The sequence below is a fragment of the Pirellulimonas nuda genome (assembly GCF_007750855.1).
GTDB classification, from domain to species: Bacteria; Planctomycetota; Planctomycetia; order Pirellulales; family Lacipirellulaceae; genus Pirellulimonas; species Pirellulimonas nuda.
The window spans coordinates 5482482-5502319 of sequence record NZ_CP036291.1; the positions used below are offsets into that span (position 1 = coordinate 5482482).

The 19838-nt window shown below is 67.3% G+C and carries 9 protein-coding genes and 1 pseudogene; 5 read left to right on the forward strand and 5 right to left on the reverse strand.

Annotated elements, in window-relative coordinates; genetic code table 11:
• Positions 1-265: 265 nt before the first annotated feature.
• Complete coding sequence (locus Pla175_RS21360; RefSeq protein ID WP_145290357.1) at positions 266-700, reverse strand: NUDIX hydrolase; 435 nt, start codon at positions 698-700, stop codon at positions 266-268.
• Positions 701-890: 190 nt separating this feature from the next.
• Here Pla175_RS21360 and Pla175_RS21365 point away from each other — a divergent pair, with 190 nt between their 5' ends.
• The 3 genes from Pla175_RS21365 (at position 891) to Pla175_RS26655 (ending at position 3740) form a co-directional block, all read left to right on the forward strand.
• Positions 891-2711, forward strand: a complete 1821-nt coding sequence (locus Pla175_RS21365) for a protein kinase domain-containing protein (protein WP_145290360.1) — start codon at positions 891-893, stop codon at positions 2709-2711.
• A 550-nt stretch (positions 2712-3261) separates the two neighbouring features.
• A complete protein-coding gene (locus Pla175_RS26855; RefSeq protein ID WP_261342791.1) occupies positions 3262-3390 on the forward strand; it encodes a hypothetical protein in 129 nt (42 codons plus the stop codon).
• 77 nt (positions 3391-3467) lie between these two features.
• The gene (locus tag Pla175_RS26655) at positions 3468-3740 is read left to right on the forward strand and encodes a hypothetical protein (RefSeq protein WP_231954009.1); all 273 of its coding nucleotides are present in this window, start codon (positions 3468-3470) and stop codon (positions 3738-3740) included.
• Between the two features lie 185 nt (positions 3741-3925).
• On the opposite strand, the pseudogene Pla175_RS27205 reads toward Pla175_RS26655, so the two are convergent.
• Together Pla175_RS27205 and Pla175_RS21375 are read right to left on the reverse strand one after the other, a co-directional pair.
• Positions 3926-4225, reverse strand: a pseudogene (locus Pla175_RS27205) (transposase); the annotation flags it as partial.
• 1053 nt (positions 4226-5278) lie between these two features.
• Positions 5279-5458 carry a hypothetical protein gene (locus Pla175_RS21375; RefSeq protein WP_145290367.1) on the reverse strand — a complete coding sequence of 60 codons (180 nt, stop codon included), beginning with the start codon at positions 5456-5458 and terminating at the stop codon, positions 5279-5281.
• Between the two features lie 1263 nt (positions 5459-6721).
• Here Pla175_RS21375 and Pla175_RS21380 point away from each other — a divergent pair.
• Positions 6722-12283 (forward strand): hypothetical protein, encoded by a 5562-nt coding sequence (locus Pla175_RS21380; protein ID WP_145290370.1) that lies wholly within the window; start codon positions 6722-6724, stop codon positions 12281-12283.
• Positions 12284-12754: 471 nt separating this feature from the next.
• Complete coding sequence (locus Pla175_RS21385; protein WP_145290373.1) at positions 12755-13426, forward strand: hypothetical protein; 672 nt, start codon at positions 12755-12757, stop codon at positions 13424-13426.
• An 810-nt stretch (positions 13427-14236) separates the two neighbouring features.
• Here Pla175_RS21385 and Pla175_RS21390 read toward each other — a convergent pair.
• A complete protein-coding gene (locus tag Pla175_RS21390) occupies positions 14237-17989 on the reverse strand; it encodes a LamG-like jellyroll fold domain-containing protein (RefSeq protein WP_197527044.1) in 3753 nt (1250 codons plus the stop codon).
• Positions 17990-18249: 260 nt separating this feature from the next.
• Positions 18250-19803 (reverse strand): sulfatase family protein, encoded by a 1554-nt coding sequence (locus Pla175_RS21395; RefSeq protein ID WP_145290380.1) that lies wholly within the window; start codon positions 19801-19803, stop codon positions 18250-18252.
• Positions 19804-19838 lie beyond the last annotated feature (35 nt).

Below are 19838 nucleotides of genomic sequence, written 5' to 3' on the forward strand. Positions count from 1 at the left end.
GACGCGTGCGGGTAGATCCAGCACGCATTGTGCCGGATCCGCAGCCGCGGCACTAGGATCTTGGCGGCGGCGTCTGCGAGCGACGTCCACTGGCGTCGGACACGAGCGTTACCCGAGCTTCTCACGCCGGCGCCCAGGCGGAGAGGCTTGGTAGGCTGTCCCGGATGCGTCGAGTCTCCGGTGGTCGCACGGGCGTCCACCCGGCGAGCTCGGCGACAACTTCTCGTCGACGTTCGCCAAGTCGAGTCCCGCAGCCTGCGTCAACCTATTGCGTCGGGAGCACCCCGTCGGCGATCGCCGTCAACAGGGCCTCCAGCATCAACGCAAGCTCGGGGTCCACGAGCTTCTTGGCCACTTCGACCGGGACGACGGCCCTGCTCCGCGACGACCGCTCGTCCCAATCGACGAGGATCTCGTCCACAAGCAAGGGGAAGACCTCGACGCGGGCGATCCCTCCCCACTTCTCGACCTCGAAGAAACCGAGCGACGCCCCCTGGACGTCGCCAAGCACGCCGGCCTCTTCTCGGGCCTCGATGCAAGCGGTCGACTCGGGGGTCTCTGCGGGGTCGATCACCCCCTTGGGGAAGATCCACTTGCCCGTTATCCGGGAGGTAATGAGCACGACGCGTACGTCGTCGCCATCGCACACGTACGCCAACGCCCCTGCCTGGGAGAACATCCAAAGCGGCTTGGCGGTCATGAGGCGTCCTCGGATACTATGTCGGCCAGGTCGCCGCTCGACCCGTATTCTACCACCCTCTGCTTCCGGACGCACGCAGGGTCCTGGTCGCAGCGCCGCCACGAGCGGGGCGTGAAGAGCTCTCCGCGACGACCCTTCCGCCGGCTCTCCTCGCCGCCGCGGTGATCTCTGCCGGGATGTTGCTTGCGGCGTGCGTGGCCGCGGCTATACTCCCCCCAGCCCGTGCCGCTGTTCGATTGACGACGCGAGAGCCGCCGCCCCCGAGGCAAGGAGCCGAGCCCTGTCCGACCGACCGACGGCCGAGCTGCTTGCGATCCCTGGCCTTTCGATCCAAGGTCAGATCGGCAGCGGTGCGTTTGGGGCGGTCTATCGGGCGCGGCACCTGACCCTCGATGTCGACGTCGCCGTGAAGGTGATCACGGCCGCCCACGCCAGCGGCGCCGGGTCGGAACGGGTCCTTTACGAGGCCCGTCTGATGGCCCGACTGGATCACCCTGGTCTGCTGAGGATCCTCGACGCCGGACAGGTCGGTTCCAGCGTTTACCTAGTGCTCGAGTACATGGACGGAGGGACCTGCAGCGGCCTCTCGGCGCTCCCATCCGACCAGGGGGTCGGGCTCCTCAAGCAGCTGCTGTCCGCGACCCAATCGCTCCACGCCGCCCACGTCCTCCACCGGGACATCAAGCCCGCCCACTGCCTGCGTCGGTCTTCCGATGGCCGCGTCAAGCTCGCCGACCTGGGCCTAGCGGTCGACATGGAGGCGACACGGGGACGCTTCCAGCTTGCCGGCACCATCCCTTTCATGGCGCCGGAACTCTTCGCGTTTCCTCCCCGGTACAGTGAGCGGTCCGACTTGTACGCCCTCGGAATGACCGCCGCGTGCCTTCTGCTCGCGAAGCCCCCGTTCCCGGCTGCGGCGGCGGACCAAGTAATCGCCTGGGCCAAGTCCGGGAGACGCCCCCGCGTCGCGGACCTCAGGCCGGATGTTCCGGCGAGCGTCTCGGCGACGATCGATAGCATGACCGAGCCATCCCCGGAGGACCGTCCGGCCAACGCCACGGAGGCCCTCAAGTCCATCGGCGGCACGCCGTCTGACGCCCTGCTGGGCCCGGAGACCGCTGCCACCCTTCCAGAGCAGACCGAGACGCGTCGCTTCGGGGGCGCCGCAACCGTCAGGCCGAGTGAGATCCTCGGTCCGTGGCGGCTCGGCCCGGAGGTCTACCGGTCTCGCAACTGGCTCGGTCGGCTCGTGACGCACGCCACAACGGCCAAGCCAGCACGGATGATGCAGCTCCTGCCCGAGGGGAACCTGGCCGGCTCGAGTGACTTCATCCTAGCGGCGGCCGAGAAGGCGTCGCGGCTGCGACACGACGCAGTCCTGGCGGTGCTCGATTGGGGCCGCAGGCACGACAGAGCGTACGTCGTCACCGACGACCACGGGTTGACGCTCGGGTCCTTGGTCGACGGCGGCAAGACGCTCTCAGAAGCAGACGCCCTGGGCTTCCTCCGCACGCTCTGCGTCGCCCTTGCTTGGCTGCACGAGATAGGGCTCGTGTACCAGCACATCGACCCTGGCGCCCTGGTGGTGGGGCGAGACGCGAGGACCGCCGAGCTGCGTTGGCCGCTTTATTGCGTTGAGGCCGGTGGGCCGACCTGCGACGCACAGGGCGCCGGCCGCCAAGTCTACGCAGCGGCCTTCGCCCCGCCGGAGGTCCTGGACCGATCCGCGACCCGGATTATGCCGAGTGTGGATGTGTTCGCCCTGGGGGCAACGTTCGCTTGCCTGCTAGCGGGGAGGGCCGCGTACGCATCGGCACGCAAAGCGGGGCCGGGCCGGATCCCTGACGTCGCAGCCGCGAGCCTGGGGGTGACGGCCCGCACCGCTTCCCTCTTGGCCGCGATGACAGCGGCTGCACCCGACAAACGCCCCGCCGCCAAGGAAGTCGTAGACAGGGTGACCGAGATCGCGGCCGGGCTTGGGGTTATGCCTCCCCGTACGGCAGCGGAGTAGACCGGGGGGCAAGTCGTGCACGCAGCAGCTCAGCACAGCCGGGGAGAACCAGGGTGCGTGGGCTCTGAGGCCGGCCGAGCATCTCCGTCCCGTGCAGGAGGCTCCAAGATCAGCGGAGTCCCCGCGCCGTGATGGCCCGATCTGAAGGCTCCCGGCTCGCGGCCCCTGCGGGATAAGAAAAAGGCCATGATCGCGAGGCCTGATTGGCGGGAGAGCGGCCGGCGGCGAGCCAGGCGAGTCCGTTGACGATCGTAGTTGACCGCACGCAGAGCCGGCCCTGGCGCCCACCGCCTGACCTCCCGCGTGCCGGGCCTGCTGAGAGCGGCCTCGGGGCTCAACAACCCGCTGCCATGAATAGTGGAGGCGTTGCTACTAGATCGCGGCAGCCCCTCCCGAGCCGAACTTTGTTGTTAACAACAAACTCTCTGCTTCCCTCAAGTAGCCTCCGATAGCAATCCGGCCGCACCAGACGCCGATAGGGCGTCGCCTCGGCCCTCACCGCCCTCTCCAGCAGCCAACCGAATCGCGGCCCCGGGGACTTCGCCCTGCGGTGGTTGAACCGGAACGCGGCCCCGTCGAGGTAGCCCTGCAGGTGCGTAGCGCGCACCGTGCCGTGGTGGGTGGCAGAGAGCCACTGGCGGAGCTGCGCAGCGAGGTGATGGACGCCCAGGAGCTCTGACTGCTGAGCAACCAGCACGTGCTTGAAGCGAGGTCTTTTCGGGCCGCGGGGATATAGGCGATCCACCGGTGCGGACCGTGCTCCTTGCCTCCACGGCCGACGTGACGAAGGCGCCAAGGTTCCTCTGCTTAGCAGCGGCGATCACCTCCATGCGGGCCCGCCCCAGACGCCGCCCCAGGACCTCGACCGCCAGCGCCACCAGCCCGCCGCACCGCGTCTTGAGCCCGGTCACTGCTTCCCGTCCCCCGACGCGCACGGCGCCGACCTCTACCTGCCCGCTCAGGCGGCCCTCTGCCCAGGGCGCCATCGCCCTTGGCAACTTGTGCAGCCAGGCCCAGGCGGTCTGGTAGCTCGCCACACCCAGGGCCTGCTGGAGCTCCAACGCACTGACCCCGCCTGGCTGGCAGACCAACCACGCTGCCTGGAACCAGTCTTTGAGCGGCCTACGTGACCCATGAAGAAGGGTCCCCGCGGTCAGCGAGGCCTGGCGGCCGCACTGTGTGCGGTGGAACAGGTTCAGCCCCGTCTGCCACGCCCGCCGGCCCCCGCAGCAGGGGCACTCAAACCCCCGCGGCCAGCGGGCCTGGGCCAGGTACCCCCAGCAGGCCTCCTCCCGCCCGAAGCGGGCCCGGAACTCCTGCTGCGTCCGCGGAGGGAGGCATGTGGGCAGCGGCGCTGGGGGGAGGAACTGGGCCGGGGTGGGTAGCCCACGGAGTATCGGCACGATCCGGGCCCCGGGGGGGAGCCAGTTTGGGGCACGCTGGCCCCCGGTTCCCCCTTGCGGGCTCCCCGTCAGACGCCGAAGTCTGGGACGACTGGACTTTGTTGTACGCACGCCCTGCCAGGGGCCCGCGGAGCAGGCCGCCGGCCCCCTCGGAGACCGATTCGCAGCCCTTCGTAGGCCCTGCTGGCCGGGTTTTACGGCGTACTTGGCTGGATCCGTGGGTTTTCTTCAGCCAAATACGCGTCCCGCGTAGGCCGCCAAAAGCCTAAAATCCCGGCAAATCAGGGGCTAACCTGCCACGAACGCTGACCTCCCGGGGGGGGCTCACGGGTCGCCAACAGGCGGAGTTCGACTGCGGTGCGACGCGAACATGAAATCGGGCCCTCTTTCCGAGTGGCTTTGCTTACCCACATTCCACCACACGGCGCGGACCCTCGCCCAACTCGGGGTTTGACCTTGAAAGTGAGGGGTTTCGCGGGTTTCGACGCCCCGTTTGCTGGTGCTTGTCTTAAACCGCACTGTCCCAGAGAGCCCAAATCCCTTGTAGGGCCGCTCTGGGAGGCCGGCGGGGGCCAGGCGAGCCTTCCGGTGGTCGGCTCCGGGGCCAGAGAAGGCCCGCTGGGGGGCCCCCACGCGCCCGCTGGGGCGCAGCTGGGCCCGTGCGCGGCTGGGAGGGCGCTAGGGCGGCCCAACGCGCCTACGCGCGCGCAGCGCGTTCAGGGCGCATGTGGCCGCTGGGGGCCGTAGCACGCATCCCAACCAAGCCTCTCTTACGGGCCTGGCCGGCCGCGTGCAGCACCTGCTCTGATCACGGCGCACCCGTACGTCTCGACCAGCGACGGCCAGCGGTAGCCACCCGGTGCGTGGCCACCTCGACCAACTCCGCACGTGTTAGGTGTCGGACAGGCCTCACCTCGGGCCAGCTGCATGGGGTGAGGCGGCTGCTGCCTACCCGGCGGTCCGACACCAGCGCGGACGTGGTAGTCTGCGAGTGCCCTGGAGACCCGCTCGTCAGGCCGCCACCGCGGGGCCCATTCGGGACCTCAGACGGGATACACGCCACAGTTGCCGACCACAGACCTGCCGGCCCCCAGCTACTCGAGGAACTTAAGCGACTGGCGTGCGGACCGCATTGACAATCGGGTCATCGAGGAGGCTGCACCCCTAGTTTGTCGGCGAGCTTGGCCCGCTCGACGGCGACGTACTCCCCCACTCCGCGGGCAGTTGCTTGATCTTGGCCTGGACCTCCCTGCGTTGCTTGGTCAGCTCGGTGACCCGTTTGCTCAGCTCGTCGGGCAGCTCTCCCTGCTTGAGCGTCGACAGCTCCAAGTCCTTGCCGCTCATCGACTCCTCCTTCCTGGAATACGTCAGGATTCTAACGGGAAAGGAGGACGCTCGCTAACTTCGAGGCGGTCTTACCTCGGGTCACCCACAACACAATCTGGTCTGGCTATACTGGAAAGCTGGTCGATGCACGCTCTCGCTGGGGTTATGCCGCAACTACGTCCGACTCCTTGCGCAGCAGTCGATGTTCGACGCAGCGGGCGATCGTGGTGGCTTCTACGGTGAGACGCCCTGAGAGCCGTGGACGTCGCTTAAGCAGATGGGCGGTCGTAACGCGGTCGACGCCGCGTGGCATGCTGCAGTTTAATTGAGGCCCGGTTTGGCGCCGCCGATCCATCACCCCAGTATCCTGGCGCCGCGGTTGATTCTAGGCCGGATTGTCGCCAAGTTGTGGGTGCATCGGCGGAGGCTGCGGGAAGAGTCTGTCTCTCGTTCTTCGCGACCCCGGCAGGCCTGCGTTTGGCTCCTTGAGCGTTGGCTTCGGGCCTCGACAGGGACTCGAAGAGCTTGCTGGCGATCGATCCGAGAGATCGCCATGTCTTTTTTGAGTTCTTGGCGGAATTGGCGTTGTATCTCGCGCCGGGCGCCGCCTGAAGGGTGAGAGGACGCCCCCTCTCGCGGCCACGTCCCGCTCGTGCACTTGCTGGGAGTTGAAACATGTTCGGGGGTGGCTGGTTCTACTTGTGCTTGTTGATCGGTGCAGCCTGGGCCGCTTGGGTCTGGCGGGGGAAGGTTGAGTCGAGCCGCCGCGCGACCGACCGAGGCAAGTACCGGTGCTGCCCCCGCTGCACCGCGCCGCTACGGTTCGACCAAACCGTCTGCGAGTTGTGCCTATGGCCCAACGCGCGCCAACGCGGCTTGCGGCCCGACCAGGTCCAGCAGGCCCTTCACCGCACGCTATACCGGTTCCACGAGCTGGGCCTGTTGAGCGACTCGAAGTACCGCGGATTGATTCGTCTGGCGGCCAAGACGCTTGAGGCCCCCGAGCCCGAGAGTCCAACGTCGACCGTGGCCGCGTCGCAGGGAGTCGTGCCGGCTCTTAAGACGGCAGAAAAGACGCGACAGGCGCCGCGCCAACCACCACAAGTACCGGTAGTGCCTGCCGCCCCGTCGCCGGCCGCGGCGGTACCCTCGACACCAGTGCGCCCACGGCCGGTCCCGGAAGTCGTTAGCGCAAGGGCGGAGCGTTACGCCGCACACCGATCGGCCGCCGTTGAGGTGGCCGCGCATGCGCCTCCCCCTCCGGCCAAGGCGCGCGCGCCCGTGGGACGCTTGTTCCAGGCGTTTCTTGAGAAGAACAACATCATGTGGGGGGAGTTGGTCGGGGGGCTGATGATCGTCGGCTGCTCGATCGCACTGGTGATCAGCTTCTGGGCCGAGATCGCCGAGCGACCGCTGCTAAAGTTCGGCATCTTCAACGGTGTTTCCGCGGCGTTGTTCGCCGTTGGCTTCTACACCGATCGCCGCTGGAAGATCCGCACCACCAGCCACGGCGTGCTTACTATCGCGTCGCTGCTTGCGCCGCTCAATTTCCTGGCGATCGCCGCATTTACCGAGGCGTCGCCCCCCACCGACCTGCTTTCACTCGCGGGCGAGGGGCTCTCGCTGGCGATGTTCGCGGCGCTGACGTTTTTCGCGGCGCGCAAGATCACCCCGCTGGCGCCTTTAGCCACCACGGTCGGCGTGATGGCGCCGTCGCTGATGCTTCTGCTCACCCGCCGCTACGTGAGGGCGGACGCCTCGCCGGCGGTGCTCAATGCGTTCGCCCTGGCGCCGATCAGCGTCTTCGTCGCCGCTGCCTTTGAAAGCCTCCGTCGCACACTTGCCAAATCAGAAGCGGACGTTGAGCACACGGTGCGGCACTTGTTGGCGCTTGGCCTGTGTCTGTTCGCCATGCTGCTGCCGCTGGCGCTGCTGCTGCACATGGCGGGTGAGGTGGCCGCGGCGCTGCGGAACATCGCGCCGCAGCTTGCGCTGGTCGCCGCCCCTTTGATCGCGACCGCCATGCTCTCCGCCCGACGCCCCGGCGAAGGGGGAGCAGCGGTGCGGGTGGCCGGCACGAGCGTCGGCGTGTTGGGTGGGATGTTGCTCGTGGCTTCGCTCGCCCTGTCGTGGCCGCTGCCTTGGGCCCTCGTCACGGCCGCGGTCATCAACGCCGTCGTAGCAGCCGTCCTCGCCCGCGTTTGCTCGTTTCCTCGGCTCAATTGGCTGGCCGCGGCGGGGATCGCCACCGCCTGGGTTGTTGCTTTCGCGGTCGTGGCGGGTGAAGCGTCGTGGGGGGCGATCGACACACCGAGCCTGGTCCGCACGCTCGTCTCCGCGGCAACCGGCGCACGCCTGACGCCGGTTGTGGCGCTGCTGACCGCGGTCGCCTTCGTGTGCCGTCGCGTCGGCAGGCGCGACGACAGCCGCGAGTGGGCGTTGTCGGCGGCGGCCGCCGCGGCGGTAAGCTTGGCGCTGCTTGCCTGGTTTGGCCTTGGCAGGGTCGGCGACCCGGCGGGCGCCGCGTGGTGCATCGCGGCGTACGCGGGGCTCGCCGTGGCCGCCTCGCTCTTGGTTGAGCACCGCTGGCTATCGTGGGGCGCCTCGTCGCTGCTGCTCGCGGCGCTGGTGCAGACCTTGGTCTTCCGGTACGGCCTGGGCTTTGGCGACTTTTCGAGGTGGGTCCTCGCGCTGCTGACTCACTCCACTCTGTGCGTAGCGGTCGCGTCGGGCGCATGGTGGCAGCGGCAGACCCTCACGTCGATAAGCCGAGGGGTGTTCTCGGTAGCGGGGCTGGCTACTTCTTTGTTGGCAGCGGCCGTGGCGGCGGGCGCATGCTCGAGGCTCGACTACTCGTTCTTAGCGGGCGCATGGCTTTGGATCGCCGCGTTGTGGTTAGCGATCTCGAAGCTGCGTGGCGCCCGCGAGCTGTGCGTGGCCTTCCAGGGGGGGCTGGCGGCGGCGTTGTCGCTGTCGGTGACCGGGCTCTTGAGCCGCCAAGGCTGGTTCCAAGCAGCGAGTGTTCCCTGGATCGACCCGTGGTATCTGCAGACCCTGGGCGTCGTGTTGGCGCTGTACGCCTTGGCATGGCGGGCGTCCAGGCTGGCCGGCGTCTGGCTTGCCGCGCGCCGCGGCAACGCGATACTGCTCCCGCTGGCCCGACGCCACTGGGCTAGCGTCGACCGAGTGCTCGAGGTCGCCCTGGTGCTGTCCGCGGTGTCGCTCTGCCTGTACGCCTGCTTCCCGGGCGCCGCGGTTGAGCTTTCGCCCTCAGCCGAGGCCGGCTTCCGCGTGCCGTTCGCGGTGGCGACCTTCGAAGTGTCGGGCCTTCCCGCGGCGCACGCGGCCGGCGTCGGAAGCTGGGCGCTCCTGGCGGCCGTCGCGGCGCTCTCGACCGCAGGCCTTTGGGAACGCGGCGCGGGGCTTCGATTGATGGCGTTGTTGCTGCTGGGCGGCGCGGGCTGTGCGTTGGCGTCCGCCGCGTTCGCCGACCAAGAGGCGACTGCTTCCGCCCTGCGCTGGCTGTTGTCGGCGTACGCCGTGGCGGCTTCGGTCCCCATTCTGATGCGCCGCAGAATCTCTCCTGCGCTCGATCGGCTGGGGGTCCATCGCGGCACAATCTCGGCGATGCTGGGCGAGTCGCCCAGTGCTGCGGCCCGTGGCCTGGTGATCGGCATGGTGGTGCTGTTGTACGTCGCGGTCGTGGGCTTCGTCTCGGTCTCTTGCATCCACACCAGCGGCATGCCGGGGGAGTCGGCCCGGCTGCTGGCGTGGCTTGCGGGGCTCGCCGCGGTGGGGGGCGTTGGCTGGCTCATGATGGGCGCGGGTGACCAAGTCCGCACCGCGGAGGGGGGGCCCGCAAGCGGGCTGCGTGCGGGACGCAGCGTGCTCGCCTTCACAACGATCGCGCCTCTGCTGGTGGTGCTTTCGTTCGTCGTGGCGACCAATCTAACCGAGCGCCCCCTGACGGGCCCCGATCCTACCTCATGGTTCGCCCAGATCGGCCCCACCGTTTGCTACGGCGGCCCGTTGGCTGTCTTTGCATTGGTGCTGCTGGCGTTCGCCGTGCGCGAACGCTCTAGCCAGTACGCGTTCGCATTCGGGCTGCTCACGTCCGGCGTAGCGACGCTGGTCTTTATGCTGCGGTTGGCCACCGACGGCCGGGCGCTCGACGCGGTCGCGTGGATCGAGGTGCTTCAGGTGAACGCCGCCGTGTTGGCTGTCACCGCGCTCGCCTGGCGAGGGGCGATTGCGTGGAACGGCGGCTCCCCTTGGTCGTTCACCAAGCAGCCGATCTTGCTGAGCGTGCAATCCATGATCGCGCTGGTGTTCGCCCTTCAGCCGCTGATCGCCGGGTGCGTAGGAGTGTTTCGCGACCCCAGGGCAATCGATTGGGAGCAGAGCGTCGCCAGCCCCGGCGGGCTCGCGGCGTTGGCGCTCGCCTGTCTAGCGGTCTGGTTGGCGTCGCGGGACGCGCGGCGACCATTTACCAAACACCGTGCGGGAGGACTCGCCCTGCTCACCGTCGCGACGTCCACCGCCGAGCTGGCCCGCTTCGACTCCGGTCAATGGCTCGCCTACCACACGCTCTTGGCGGCGACCGCCGCGGCAGCGGCGGCGCTTGTCGCGCTGCCGAGCAGGCGGCGTTCGGCCCCTTGGGTCGCCTGCCTTTCGGCTTGTACGGTGGTGTTTGCGCTACGCGAAGTCGGCGTCAGCCCCAGGCCCCCCGGTTGGCCGTGGTGGACCGTGGCCACGCTCCTGGTCGCTTACGCCGTGATGCTGACGCTTGCGGCCCGCGACGCGTTGCGGTGGCCCGTTTGGGTGGCGACCCCCGCGGCGCTCTGCGCGGCGACCATCGGATGGCTCTCTCAGATGCAGGTGCGGGGCCGCGAGTTCACCGACTTGATATCTCTTAACGCCCTCGTGCTGGGGCTAGCGGCGGTCTGCTCGGTGCTGGTGGAGCTGCGCATGCCCAAGCACCAACCACGGGCGCTAGCGCGGCTCAAGCTGATCGGCCTGCATCGGTTCGCGGTGTGGCTGGCGATCGCTGCAGTAGCCCTAGCGTTGTTGATCGACCTGTTCGGATACGGGCCCCAGCGGGCGGGCGCCTACCCGTGGTTGCCGCACTTGGCGTTGGGCGCGGTGTTTGCCAGCGCTGTCGCCTGTCTGTGGGACCGTCACGTGCGTTGGCCGGTGGCGGCGTTCTACTTGATCGGCCTGGCGGGCATCGGACGCTATCTGGACGCGTTGCTCCTGCCGCCGGAACTACTGGTGTGGGCGTTCACGCTGGCCCTTTCGGCGTTCGTGCTAGCCACAAGCTACGTTTGGGGACGGCGCGAAGGCTTCGTCGTCGCGCTGCGTCGGCTGGGCGTCCCGATCCAAGGCCCCGTTCTTACCGCCGGGCGGGTGTGGCTGATTGCCGCCAACAGCCTAGCGTCGGTGCTGGTCACGCTGCTGGTCTTCTACGTGCAGGTGACGGATGAGGAGTTCAGCCACCGGCTGGTGGCCGCCTACGGGCTGCTTGCCTGCGCGTTGGGGCTGGCCTTCCTGGCGACCGGCCGTGGGCAGACCGGGCTTCGTTACGCCGCGCTGTGTCTGGGTGCGTTGTTCGCTATGGCGCTCGCTTGGGCATGGGCGCCTCCGTCGATTGCCGCACCGTTGCTGCACCGGCTGGTTGCGTCCGCCGTTGGCTTGGCCGCCGTGACCCCGGTCTACGGCGTTGGACTCGTCAAGCTGCGGCGAGAGCCCAACGACTGGACCCGCGCCGCGCAGAAGCTGGCGCCGGCGCTCGCTGCCTTAGCCGCGTGCCTGCTCGTAGCGACCCTCATCGTTGAGACGTCCTACCTGGTCCAGCAAGGCGCCGCGCCGCTAGAGTGGCCCGCCGTGCTGGCGGTGGCCGCCGCGCTGGCCGGGCTGGCGGTGAGCGCCCTAGTGGCCGCGGTCGCTCCGGGACGCGACCCCTTCGGTCTGAGCGAACGCGGCCGCACCGTTTACGTCTACGCTGCCGAGGCGCTCTTGGGGCTGCTCTTCCTGCACCTTCGCGTGACGATGCCCTGGCTGTTCGGCGGATGGTTCGCCCAATTCTGGCCGTTTATCGTCATGGCGATCGCGTTCGCCGGGGCCGGCCTATCAGAATGGTTCCGCCGCCGGCGGCAGGGCGTGCTGGCCGAGCCGCTGGCGAACACGGGCGCGCTTCTGCCGTTGCTGCCGGTGATTGGCTTCTGGTCGTCCTCGACGGCCGGGTCGTACGCCTTGCTGCTGGTTGCGATTGGCTTGTTCTACACATCGCTGAGCGTGGCTCGAAAGTCGCCCGGGTTCGCAGCACTGGCCGTGGCGGCGCTCAACGGCAGCCTTTGGACGATGCTCCACTCCGTCGAGGGCCTGGGGCTGCTGCAGCACCCTCAGTTCTGGCTGATCCCTCCGGCCCTGTGCCTGCTCGCAGGGGCCCAGCTCAACCGCAGTCGCCTCACGCCCGAGCAACTCGGCGCCGCGCGCTACGGCGCGATGATCGTTGTCTACGCCTCGAGCACGGCGGACATTTTTCTCAACGGCGTCGGCGCCGGGCTGTGGCAGCCAATGGCGCTCGCGGCCCTTTCGATCGCCGGCGTGATGCTCGGCATCCTTTTGCGGGTGCGGGCGTTCCTTTTCCTGGGGCTCGCCTTTCTGTGCGTCTCGCTGTTCTCGGTGATCTGGCACGCCGCGGTCGAGCTTGAGCGTACCTGGGTGTGGTGGATCGCCGGCATCGTGGCGGGGGTAGCGATCATCGTCCTATTCGGATTGTTCGAGAAGAAGCGCGACGAGGTGCTGGCCGTTGCCGAACGCCTCAAGAGCTGGGAGGCCTGACGCGCCCGGCAAACGTTCCGGTCAAGTCTTCCCGGGTGGCAAAGGCAACAGCACAAGCCAACACGCTGCACAGGCCTAAACCCGTCGGCTCTGGAACCGCAGACAGGTCGGCCCGCCAAGCCTCAATCTGGCCTGCTGGGTTAGCGCCGTAGCCGACGACCACCTTGCCGTTGGCAGAGACTCCCGTCGCTCGTTGCAGTCACCATCCTGTGAGGTCGACGCCGGCGCCCATCAGCACGTCCGCCAGGCTCCGCATCCCGCTGACGGCGTCCCAGACGAAGGCGCCCTGCCAGAGATCACAGCTCCTGAAGTTCGGTCGGGTCCGCAGAAGAGCCGGCCGAAGTGACCACCGCCCAAAGCGGTGCTAGTCGCCTTGTCCGAAAGGGGTAGGCTATCGCACGCTTGGCGCAGCTTCACGTTATTCTTGGCCGGGGGGGATCAGCCATCTGCTTCAACGCGACGTCCAGTTTGATGGCGGGGGGATGCGCGTACGGCGCGGCCGCCTATCTCTTGCGTCGCGATCACCCGCGACTCAGGTGGGGCGGGGTCGCGTTGATGGGGATCACGGCGATGCAGTGGGTCGAAGGCCTCCTGTGGCTCGATGGCCCCCGGCCCCACGGAACGCTCAATCACCTGCTTACGGTCGGCCTGATCCCGCTGGCGCTCTTGGGGCAAGCGTGGGGGCCGTTGTTCGGGTCGATGTTCGCGCTGCCGCTGCGTGGACGGCGGTTGCTGTTTTTTCTCGTGCTTTCGGCGGGATTGCTGTTCGTCACGTTGGCGCGCGTCGCCTACCACCCGATGTTCACGCAGGTTACCCCCGGGGGGCACCTAAATTGGTGGTCCCCGCGCAACCCGCCCGTTTATGCCGCCTGGGCGTACTTTCTTTGGGCGTTGGTGATCGGCGCCCCGTTTCTGCTCTGGTGGCGCCCGTTTTGGCAGGGCCTGGTGATCGTTTCGTGGGGCTGGCTCTGGGCCACCGTGGGTTATCTGATTAGCGACAGCGCGGCCAGCTACTGGTGCTTCTTCGTGACGTTCTACGCGGCCTTTGTCCTGATCTACGCCTTCATGGTGAAGGATAGTCCCCCACCGCCGCCGCCGCCGCCGGGCCCACCGGCCGACCCGCCGTTGCAACGTGGTGGGTAAACCGGTTCGAGCCTGCCCAGTGGCCCGGCCCCAAGGCGCAGCGACGCGCTGGCCCGCTGGGATACGCGTTGTGATTGATGGGCTGCTAGGCGTCTTCAACGCATACGGTAGCGGTCGTCGCAGCAGGCCGAAGATGGCCCTGGCTCCGGCACACCGTCGGCCGTATCGGGGCAAGGCCGCCGAAGGCGGTGATCGAGCAGCCGCGTCGTTGCGGGTTGGGCGGCTAGTTGGCGCCCGCAATCGCTCACGCTGAGCGTGGCCCGTCGCACCCCTGCCCCCCAGAGCCCCACCAGGGGCCCCACGCGCCCGCTGTGGCGCAGTTGGGCCTTGGTGGGGCGGGGAAGGGCGCTAGGCCGCCCCGACGCGCCTATGCGCGCGCAGCGCGCTGTCGGCGCATTTGGCAGTTGGGAGGGCCATAGCACGCGTCCCAACCAAGGCACCTTCACGGTTCCGGTCGGTCCCGTGAAGCACCCGCCCTGATCACGGCCTACCCCAACTCTCGTCCAACGCCTGCCAGTGATAGACAGGAAGTGCGTGACTATCTCCACCGACTTCGGGTGCTTCTGGTCGCACGGGCCTCAGCTCGGAGCAGATGCGCAGGGGTAAGGCAGCTACCGCCCACCCCGCGGTCCGTCTTCTACACCACCGGGCGGCAAGGGCGGCGGCGAAAACAGGCGGTCGGAAGCCACTCCGTCGGCCGCGAGCATGGGACGAGTTCTGTCTTGCGTCGTCAACGCCGTTCCAATTGCCGACGAGCGATTCTTGAGAACTCAGCGAGTTCGATGTACGCGACCGGTTGACGTAGTGAGCTCAAGAATCCGCGGGCCCGAAGGCCAGACCCCAAGACGCCCTCACGCCGATCTCCAAGCCCTGGTCGATGTGCTCCCTGGCGTCTTTCGCTCCAGGCGAGCTGACCGCCGTGTGCCGCTCGTGCCCCGAGGCTTCTTCGGCCATTTCAGCTAGTGCGTTACGCCTCGCTGCATCGCTGGCGGCGCCCAGTTCTGCTGCCGTGTGCCCGGCGACGACCGAGGCAGACCGGAACGCGGAAGGTAGACCGGGCGCCGTACTCATCGAGGTGAGCGCGATCAAGTCGGCCTCACTCAATGCCGGCGCCGCATTCGGGAGGATCTTAACGAACTGGCCAGAGATGAACCGTTTGATCCACAGGTCGCTCCCGCTTCTATAGAACGCGTTCTGCGTTGCGGCGTTGAGCGCCGCCATGCTGCCAACCTCTTGGCCGCTGTTGGGGATCATCGTCTGACCGATGCCCACGTAACGGAAGGTGGCAGACCCGGTCGCCGGCGTCCCGCTCGCGACCTGGAGCCGGATCTGGAACCCGGCGGACGAGCTCCCCAGGCCGCTGGGGAAACGGACCGTGTAGTGCCCGTCGTCCAGCTTTGCCGAGATCCGGTTTCGCGTAGTGTTGCTGGCAGTCGTAGCGGTCTCGCCGGCGGGCGAAGTGTACTCCATAGCCGCCATGCCTAGCGAAGCGTTGTTGGGGTTCAGCGTGCTGATGAATAGCTCGGCGTAAAGGTTGTCCGTCACCCAGGCGTTCCACCCGGCCGGCTTGTAGTCGGAGCCGTCGTTGTCGTGCATGAATGGGACATTGGGAACGACGGTGCGGCCGGCCACCCCGGTAAGCGAACCATCCACATCCAGCAGAACAGCCGAGTAGGCAGCCGTGTTCGCGAGCCCAAAGTTGGGGCTGCCGTCGGCGTCCGAGATGCTGACATGACTGGCCGATCCGTCGTTCTCGAAGGAGACGCCGCTGACCATGTGATGGGTGCGCTTCTCAGTGCCGCCATTGGAGCGGAAGGTATGGGCGTTGGCCGCCGCGTATCCCGCGAAGTGGCTGCCGCTGAGCGTGCTTGCGCCGTCGTACAGCGAGTGGCCGGTGACGGTCTTCGACGCGTCGGCGTTGCCTCGGCTGTGACCGACGAACAGGGAACTGGTTACCTCCTGATAGAAGGTGTTGAAAGAGCTTGTCCCGCTGTCGGCGTAGCGGTTCTCGTTGAAGACGCCGCGCGGCGCCCGGTGGTACAGCGCGGCGCCGGTGTGCTTGTACCCGGTGAAGAAGTTAACTACCGGCTCGGTCGGAGGATCGTAGCTGTTCGAGGCGCCCGGGTCGATGTCGGATCCCCGATCGAAGGTCAGCCCGACTGGGGACGAATGCGTCGTGTTGTAGTCGAACTGGCGGAGGTTGGTCTGTCGGGGGGTCAGGCCGTTGTACAGTCCGGTGTCTTTCGACAGCCCGAGCACGCCCGCCGGCAACACGAACCAGAAGCCGGTCCCCTCGGCACCGGCAGAAACGTTGCCGACCCAGGTGTTGTCAGGATTTGTGATCCAGAAGGCGGCCGAGTGGATGAAGCGGTTGTCGGTGTTCTCTCCGGTGTCGTGCGAGCTCTCGCCGTTGCCGCTACGGGGCGCCTCGCCGTTCACTTTGCCGTCTGGCCCTCGGGTAACGCCCGGCACTACGAACGGATCGTTCGACGACTCGCCCCCTCCCACCTGATGAATGCCGAAAGCAATGTTGGCTAAAAGCCGGTTGCCCGTCTCTGCGCCGTCCTCCATGAAGAAGCCGTGGCCGTGGATGTCGTGCAAGACGTTGTCCTGCAGCAGCACGTTCTGCGTGCCGTGGAGGGTGACGCCGCGGTTGTTCGAGTTCGTGACGCTGGAGTTTCGCAGCACGTCACCCGACCGGTCGCCGGCGACGTGCCAGTGGACAGGGTAGCGTCCCAGGCGCCCCGTCTGCCCCATTCTGTCGAACTGGACCGCGTCGAGCGAGATCTGGCCCGCGGAACCCATCACCATGACGTGTCCGCCGACCCCGTCGGAGGCGCCGCTGTTCCATTTGGCCCGGTCGCCGAAGCTATTGTCGGTGTCGGCGTTCTCGTCCCCTTGAATCCGGATCGTGCGGTTCAACACGGCCACCTCGGCCCGCAGATCGAGGTCCCACGTGCGCTGGGGGTTGCTGTAGGTCTCGATCTCGCCGTAGTGGCGGCGGGCGAGCGGCTGGTTGAGGGTGAGGCGGGTCGTTCCGTCGCCCAGATCGGTAGCCGCCGCAATGACGCGGACCTCCTGATCCGCGTAGTCGTAGGAAGAGCTCGCGATGACGATCTGGTCGCCCACCTTCCAGTTGAGGGAGCCGTCCGAAGCGGCGCTCGTTACGCCATCAAAGTTGCGTTCGATCACGTTCTCGACTGGGATCGACGCAGCGCCAACTTCTGCGGTTGCGGCGAGCTTGGTGAACGACAGCTTCTCTTCGCCGAAAAACTGCAATCGGCCGCCGCCGGCAGCCATGAGGAAGGCGTTGTTGTCCGAAACTTGCAGGGCGCCCGTGGCGGTTTCAATGATAAAGTCGGCGTTGGGGTCGTCGCCCGTGAGCGTGAGGGTAAACACCCCGGCGTCGAAGCGGTCTGCCGCGGTCCCTACTTGGAACAGGCCGCCGCTGTTCACGTGGACCCAGTCGGCGGTGAGCGACTTGTCTGCCGTGGCAACGCCGCTGTCGGCGTCGAGCACCAGCGCGACGTGGCGCCACGCGCCGGGCGTGACGCCCGTCTGCAGGATCCAATCGCCGGTCCAGCCGCTCTCGGAGGTCGTGGCGTTCCAGGCGCCGGCGTACAGTGTGTCCCCTTCCAGATAGATCGCGAGCCCGCGGCCCCCACCCCCTTGCTTGTAGAGGACCTGCCGCCCGACCGTATCGTCCGCGTTGAACCACAGCGAGATTGTCTTCTCAGGGAAGATGCCGTCGTTCAGGTCGACCGAGTTGCCGACTTGTAGCACGCTGGAGAGGCCATCGAGTACTAGCGCGCCGCCGGCCAGCACAGCCCCGCCCGCAACCGTGCCGTTGTCGCTGACCGCGCCGCTGGCCGCCACATCGCGGGCCGACGGCGGCGCCGAAGTCGCGCCGACATAGTCTCGCCAGAGCGAGTAATCCGCAGCGTCAACAATGCCGTCGCCGTTCCCGTCGGCCCCGTCGAACGGGCTCGCGACCGTCGACCCGAAGGCGTTACGCCAGACGTTGTAGTCGTCTTGATCGATCGTCTCATTGCGGTCGTAGTCCCCAGCAAGCAAGTCGCCATCAAAGGTCCACCGCGCTACGGCGTCGTCCGAGGCCAGCGACGAACCATCGCTCCGCAAACTGCCGGCAATCTGCTGGACTTCCGCCGCGCTCAGGGCGCGGTTATAGCTGACGACCGAATCGATCTGCCCGTCGAAGTAGGCGCCGCTGCTGATGACGCCGGTGTGCGTAAGCAATGCGCCGTTGGCGCCCCCGATGCCGATCGCCGTGAGGTGCGCCCAGAGCTGTGAACCCTGGACGGATCCGACCAACTGACCATCGTAGTACAGCTTCAAACGATCGGGGGCGACGACCGCGGGATTCGAAGAGACAGCGTTCAGGTTCTCAGAGGCCGCCAGCTTGCCGTGGACAACCAGCTCCTTCGCAACGTGGTCGATGCCCGTGAGGTCGACCGTGACGCCCGTTGATACGATCGCCCGCGTCGTGGCGTCGGGGATCCCGTTGTCCCAAGTTGCGAGGTCGTGCCAGGGGCCGCTCTGCACGGCCGTGGTCGCCGAGAGGGCGAGGCGAGGCTCCAGTGCGAGGAATAGTCGACGCCGGGGGGATCCCCGCCGGCGGTCGCAGCGCCGACGGCGCCAAAGGGACCGTCCGGCGTGCGTGATTAGGTCCCAGAACCGCTGCTGCGCTGCATGCATCCTGGAAGGGCGGTGCTGGCATCGTGTCGATCTCAAGTGCGAAGCGTTCCTTCTGTTCGATTGCGTCTTCTGCGCCAGACGCTGCTCTGCGCGCCAAGATCAACCTGCTAGCGAGAGTCTGCCTTGCGACCCGCGTTAGCCGCGGCGACTGGCCTTTCGCCCGCCTTGATCAGGGAGGTTAGTTTGGCCGGAGTAATCGCGGCGTCCGATGTGTCGGCCGCATGCTTGATCAGGGCCCTGAGCAACCGCGTCCGCACGCCGGCCGAGTCGGGGTCGTCGGCGAGATTGTTCACTTCGTAGGGGTCGGCCTGCACGTCGTAGAGCTCTAGCTCGGCCGGCTGGAACTCACCTAGTTCCGAGCAGGTCTCATCCAGCAAGCGGTACGCCTCGGGGTGCTCTTCGCGATTGGCGACGACACTGTCGAACGAGCGGTTGTGCCAGGGGGCGTTGCCGTCACCCGGCGTGACCCAGTACTGCAGGTCTGCATTGAAGTCGCGCCGGCCGTCTATATCGCTGCGGTAGATCAGCCGATACCGCCCGTCGTAAATTGCACGCTCTTCCATCACCACGGCGCCAGCATGAAGCCCGTGCGTCACTTCCCCGACAACTGTCTCACGGCCAGGTAGGCTTGTGCTCACCCCGTCCAGCAGCGGCAGCAGCGACTGGCCGTGCAGGCCATTGGGAACTTCGATGCCGGCGTACTGCAGGATGGTCGGCATCAGGTCGATCTCGCTGACCAGCTCGTCGGAGACCACTCCCTGTTGGACGCCCGGGCCACGCACCGCCAGGGGCACGCGGAGGCCGAAGTCGTAGGGGGACATTTTGCCTCGGTGGAACGCCGGCCCGTGGTCCCCCATGAAGATCACGATCGTCTGCCCCGCTTGACCGCTTCGCTCGAGCCCGGCGAGCACGTCGCCGACGTGCTCGTCGGCGCGCTCGACGGCGTCGAGGTACTCTGCCCAGTCTTGCCGCACCTCGGGTGTGTCTGGCAGGAACGCCGGGACTTCGACCTTGGTACGTTCAACGGTCAGCTTGACTTCGTCGCCGTTGCGGAAGGGCCGGTGGGGCTGCTCGATGTTGCAGAAGTAGAACCAGGGCCGCCCCTCGGCGGTCGCCTCGCCGGCAAACTGCTCGACCTTATCGCCGGTGGCGACACGGTCCCAGCGGTCGTAGGGGAACTTGCTGTTCGGAGCGACGTGAAGCTTGTCGCTCACCCCCGTGAAGTACCCTTGTTTCTTCAGCAACTCCACCAGCGTCGGGGTGTCGTCCGGCACGCGCAGCCGTTGGTAGAACCCATTCGTACGCTGGTCTTCAGACAGCTCCGAGTCCGGCTTGAAGTAATTGACGGTATTGGTAGCGATGCCGTTGGCGTGTGAGTGTAAACCGGTGTAGATGTTCGCCTTCGACGCGGAGCAGACGGGGTAATTGACGAAAGCCTCGGCAAAGTAGACTCCCTGATTTGCGATGGAGTCCATGTGGGGCGTTTCGACGCCGGGCGTCCCGACGAAGCCGAGTTGGGCCCCCTGGTCCTCGGTCAGGATGAACAAGAAGTTGGGATGCGGCTGCGCGGCGTCCGTGGCGGACGTCGTTGCGAGCGCTCCAAGACAGACCGCTGCAACGACGTGTCTTGCTGCCGTGGTTCGGACTCGAGACGATTGCATTGTTAACCGTGTGGGAAATGCGGAGGGCGCTCGGC

Bases quoted from the DNA above. Each gene is read 5' to 3' on its own strand.
- Pla175_RS21360 (WP_145290357.1), bottom strand. From the start codon at position 700: ATGACCGCCAAGCCGCTTTGGATGTTCTCCCAGGCAGGGGCGTTGGCG.
- Pla175_RS21375 (WP_145290367.1), bottom strand. From the start codon at position 5,458: ATGAGCGGCAAGGACTTGGAGCTGTCGACGCTCAAGCAGGGAGAGCTG.
- Pla175_RS21385 (WP_145290373.1), top strand. From the start codon at position 12,755: ATGGCGGGGGGATGCGCGTACGGCGCGGCCGCCTATCTCTTGCGTCGC.
- Pla175_RS21395 (WP_145290380.1), bottom strand. From the start codon at position 19,803: ATGCAATCGTCTCGAGTCCGAACCACGGCAGCAAGACACGTCGTTGCA.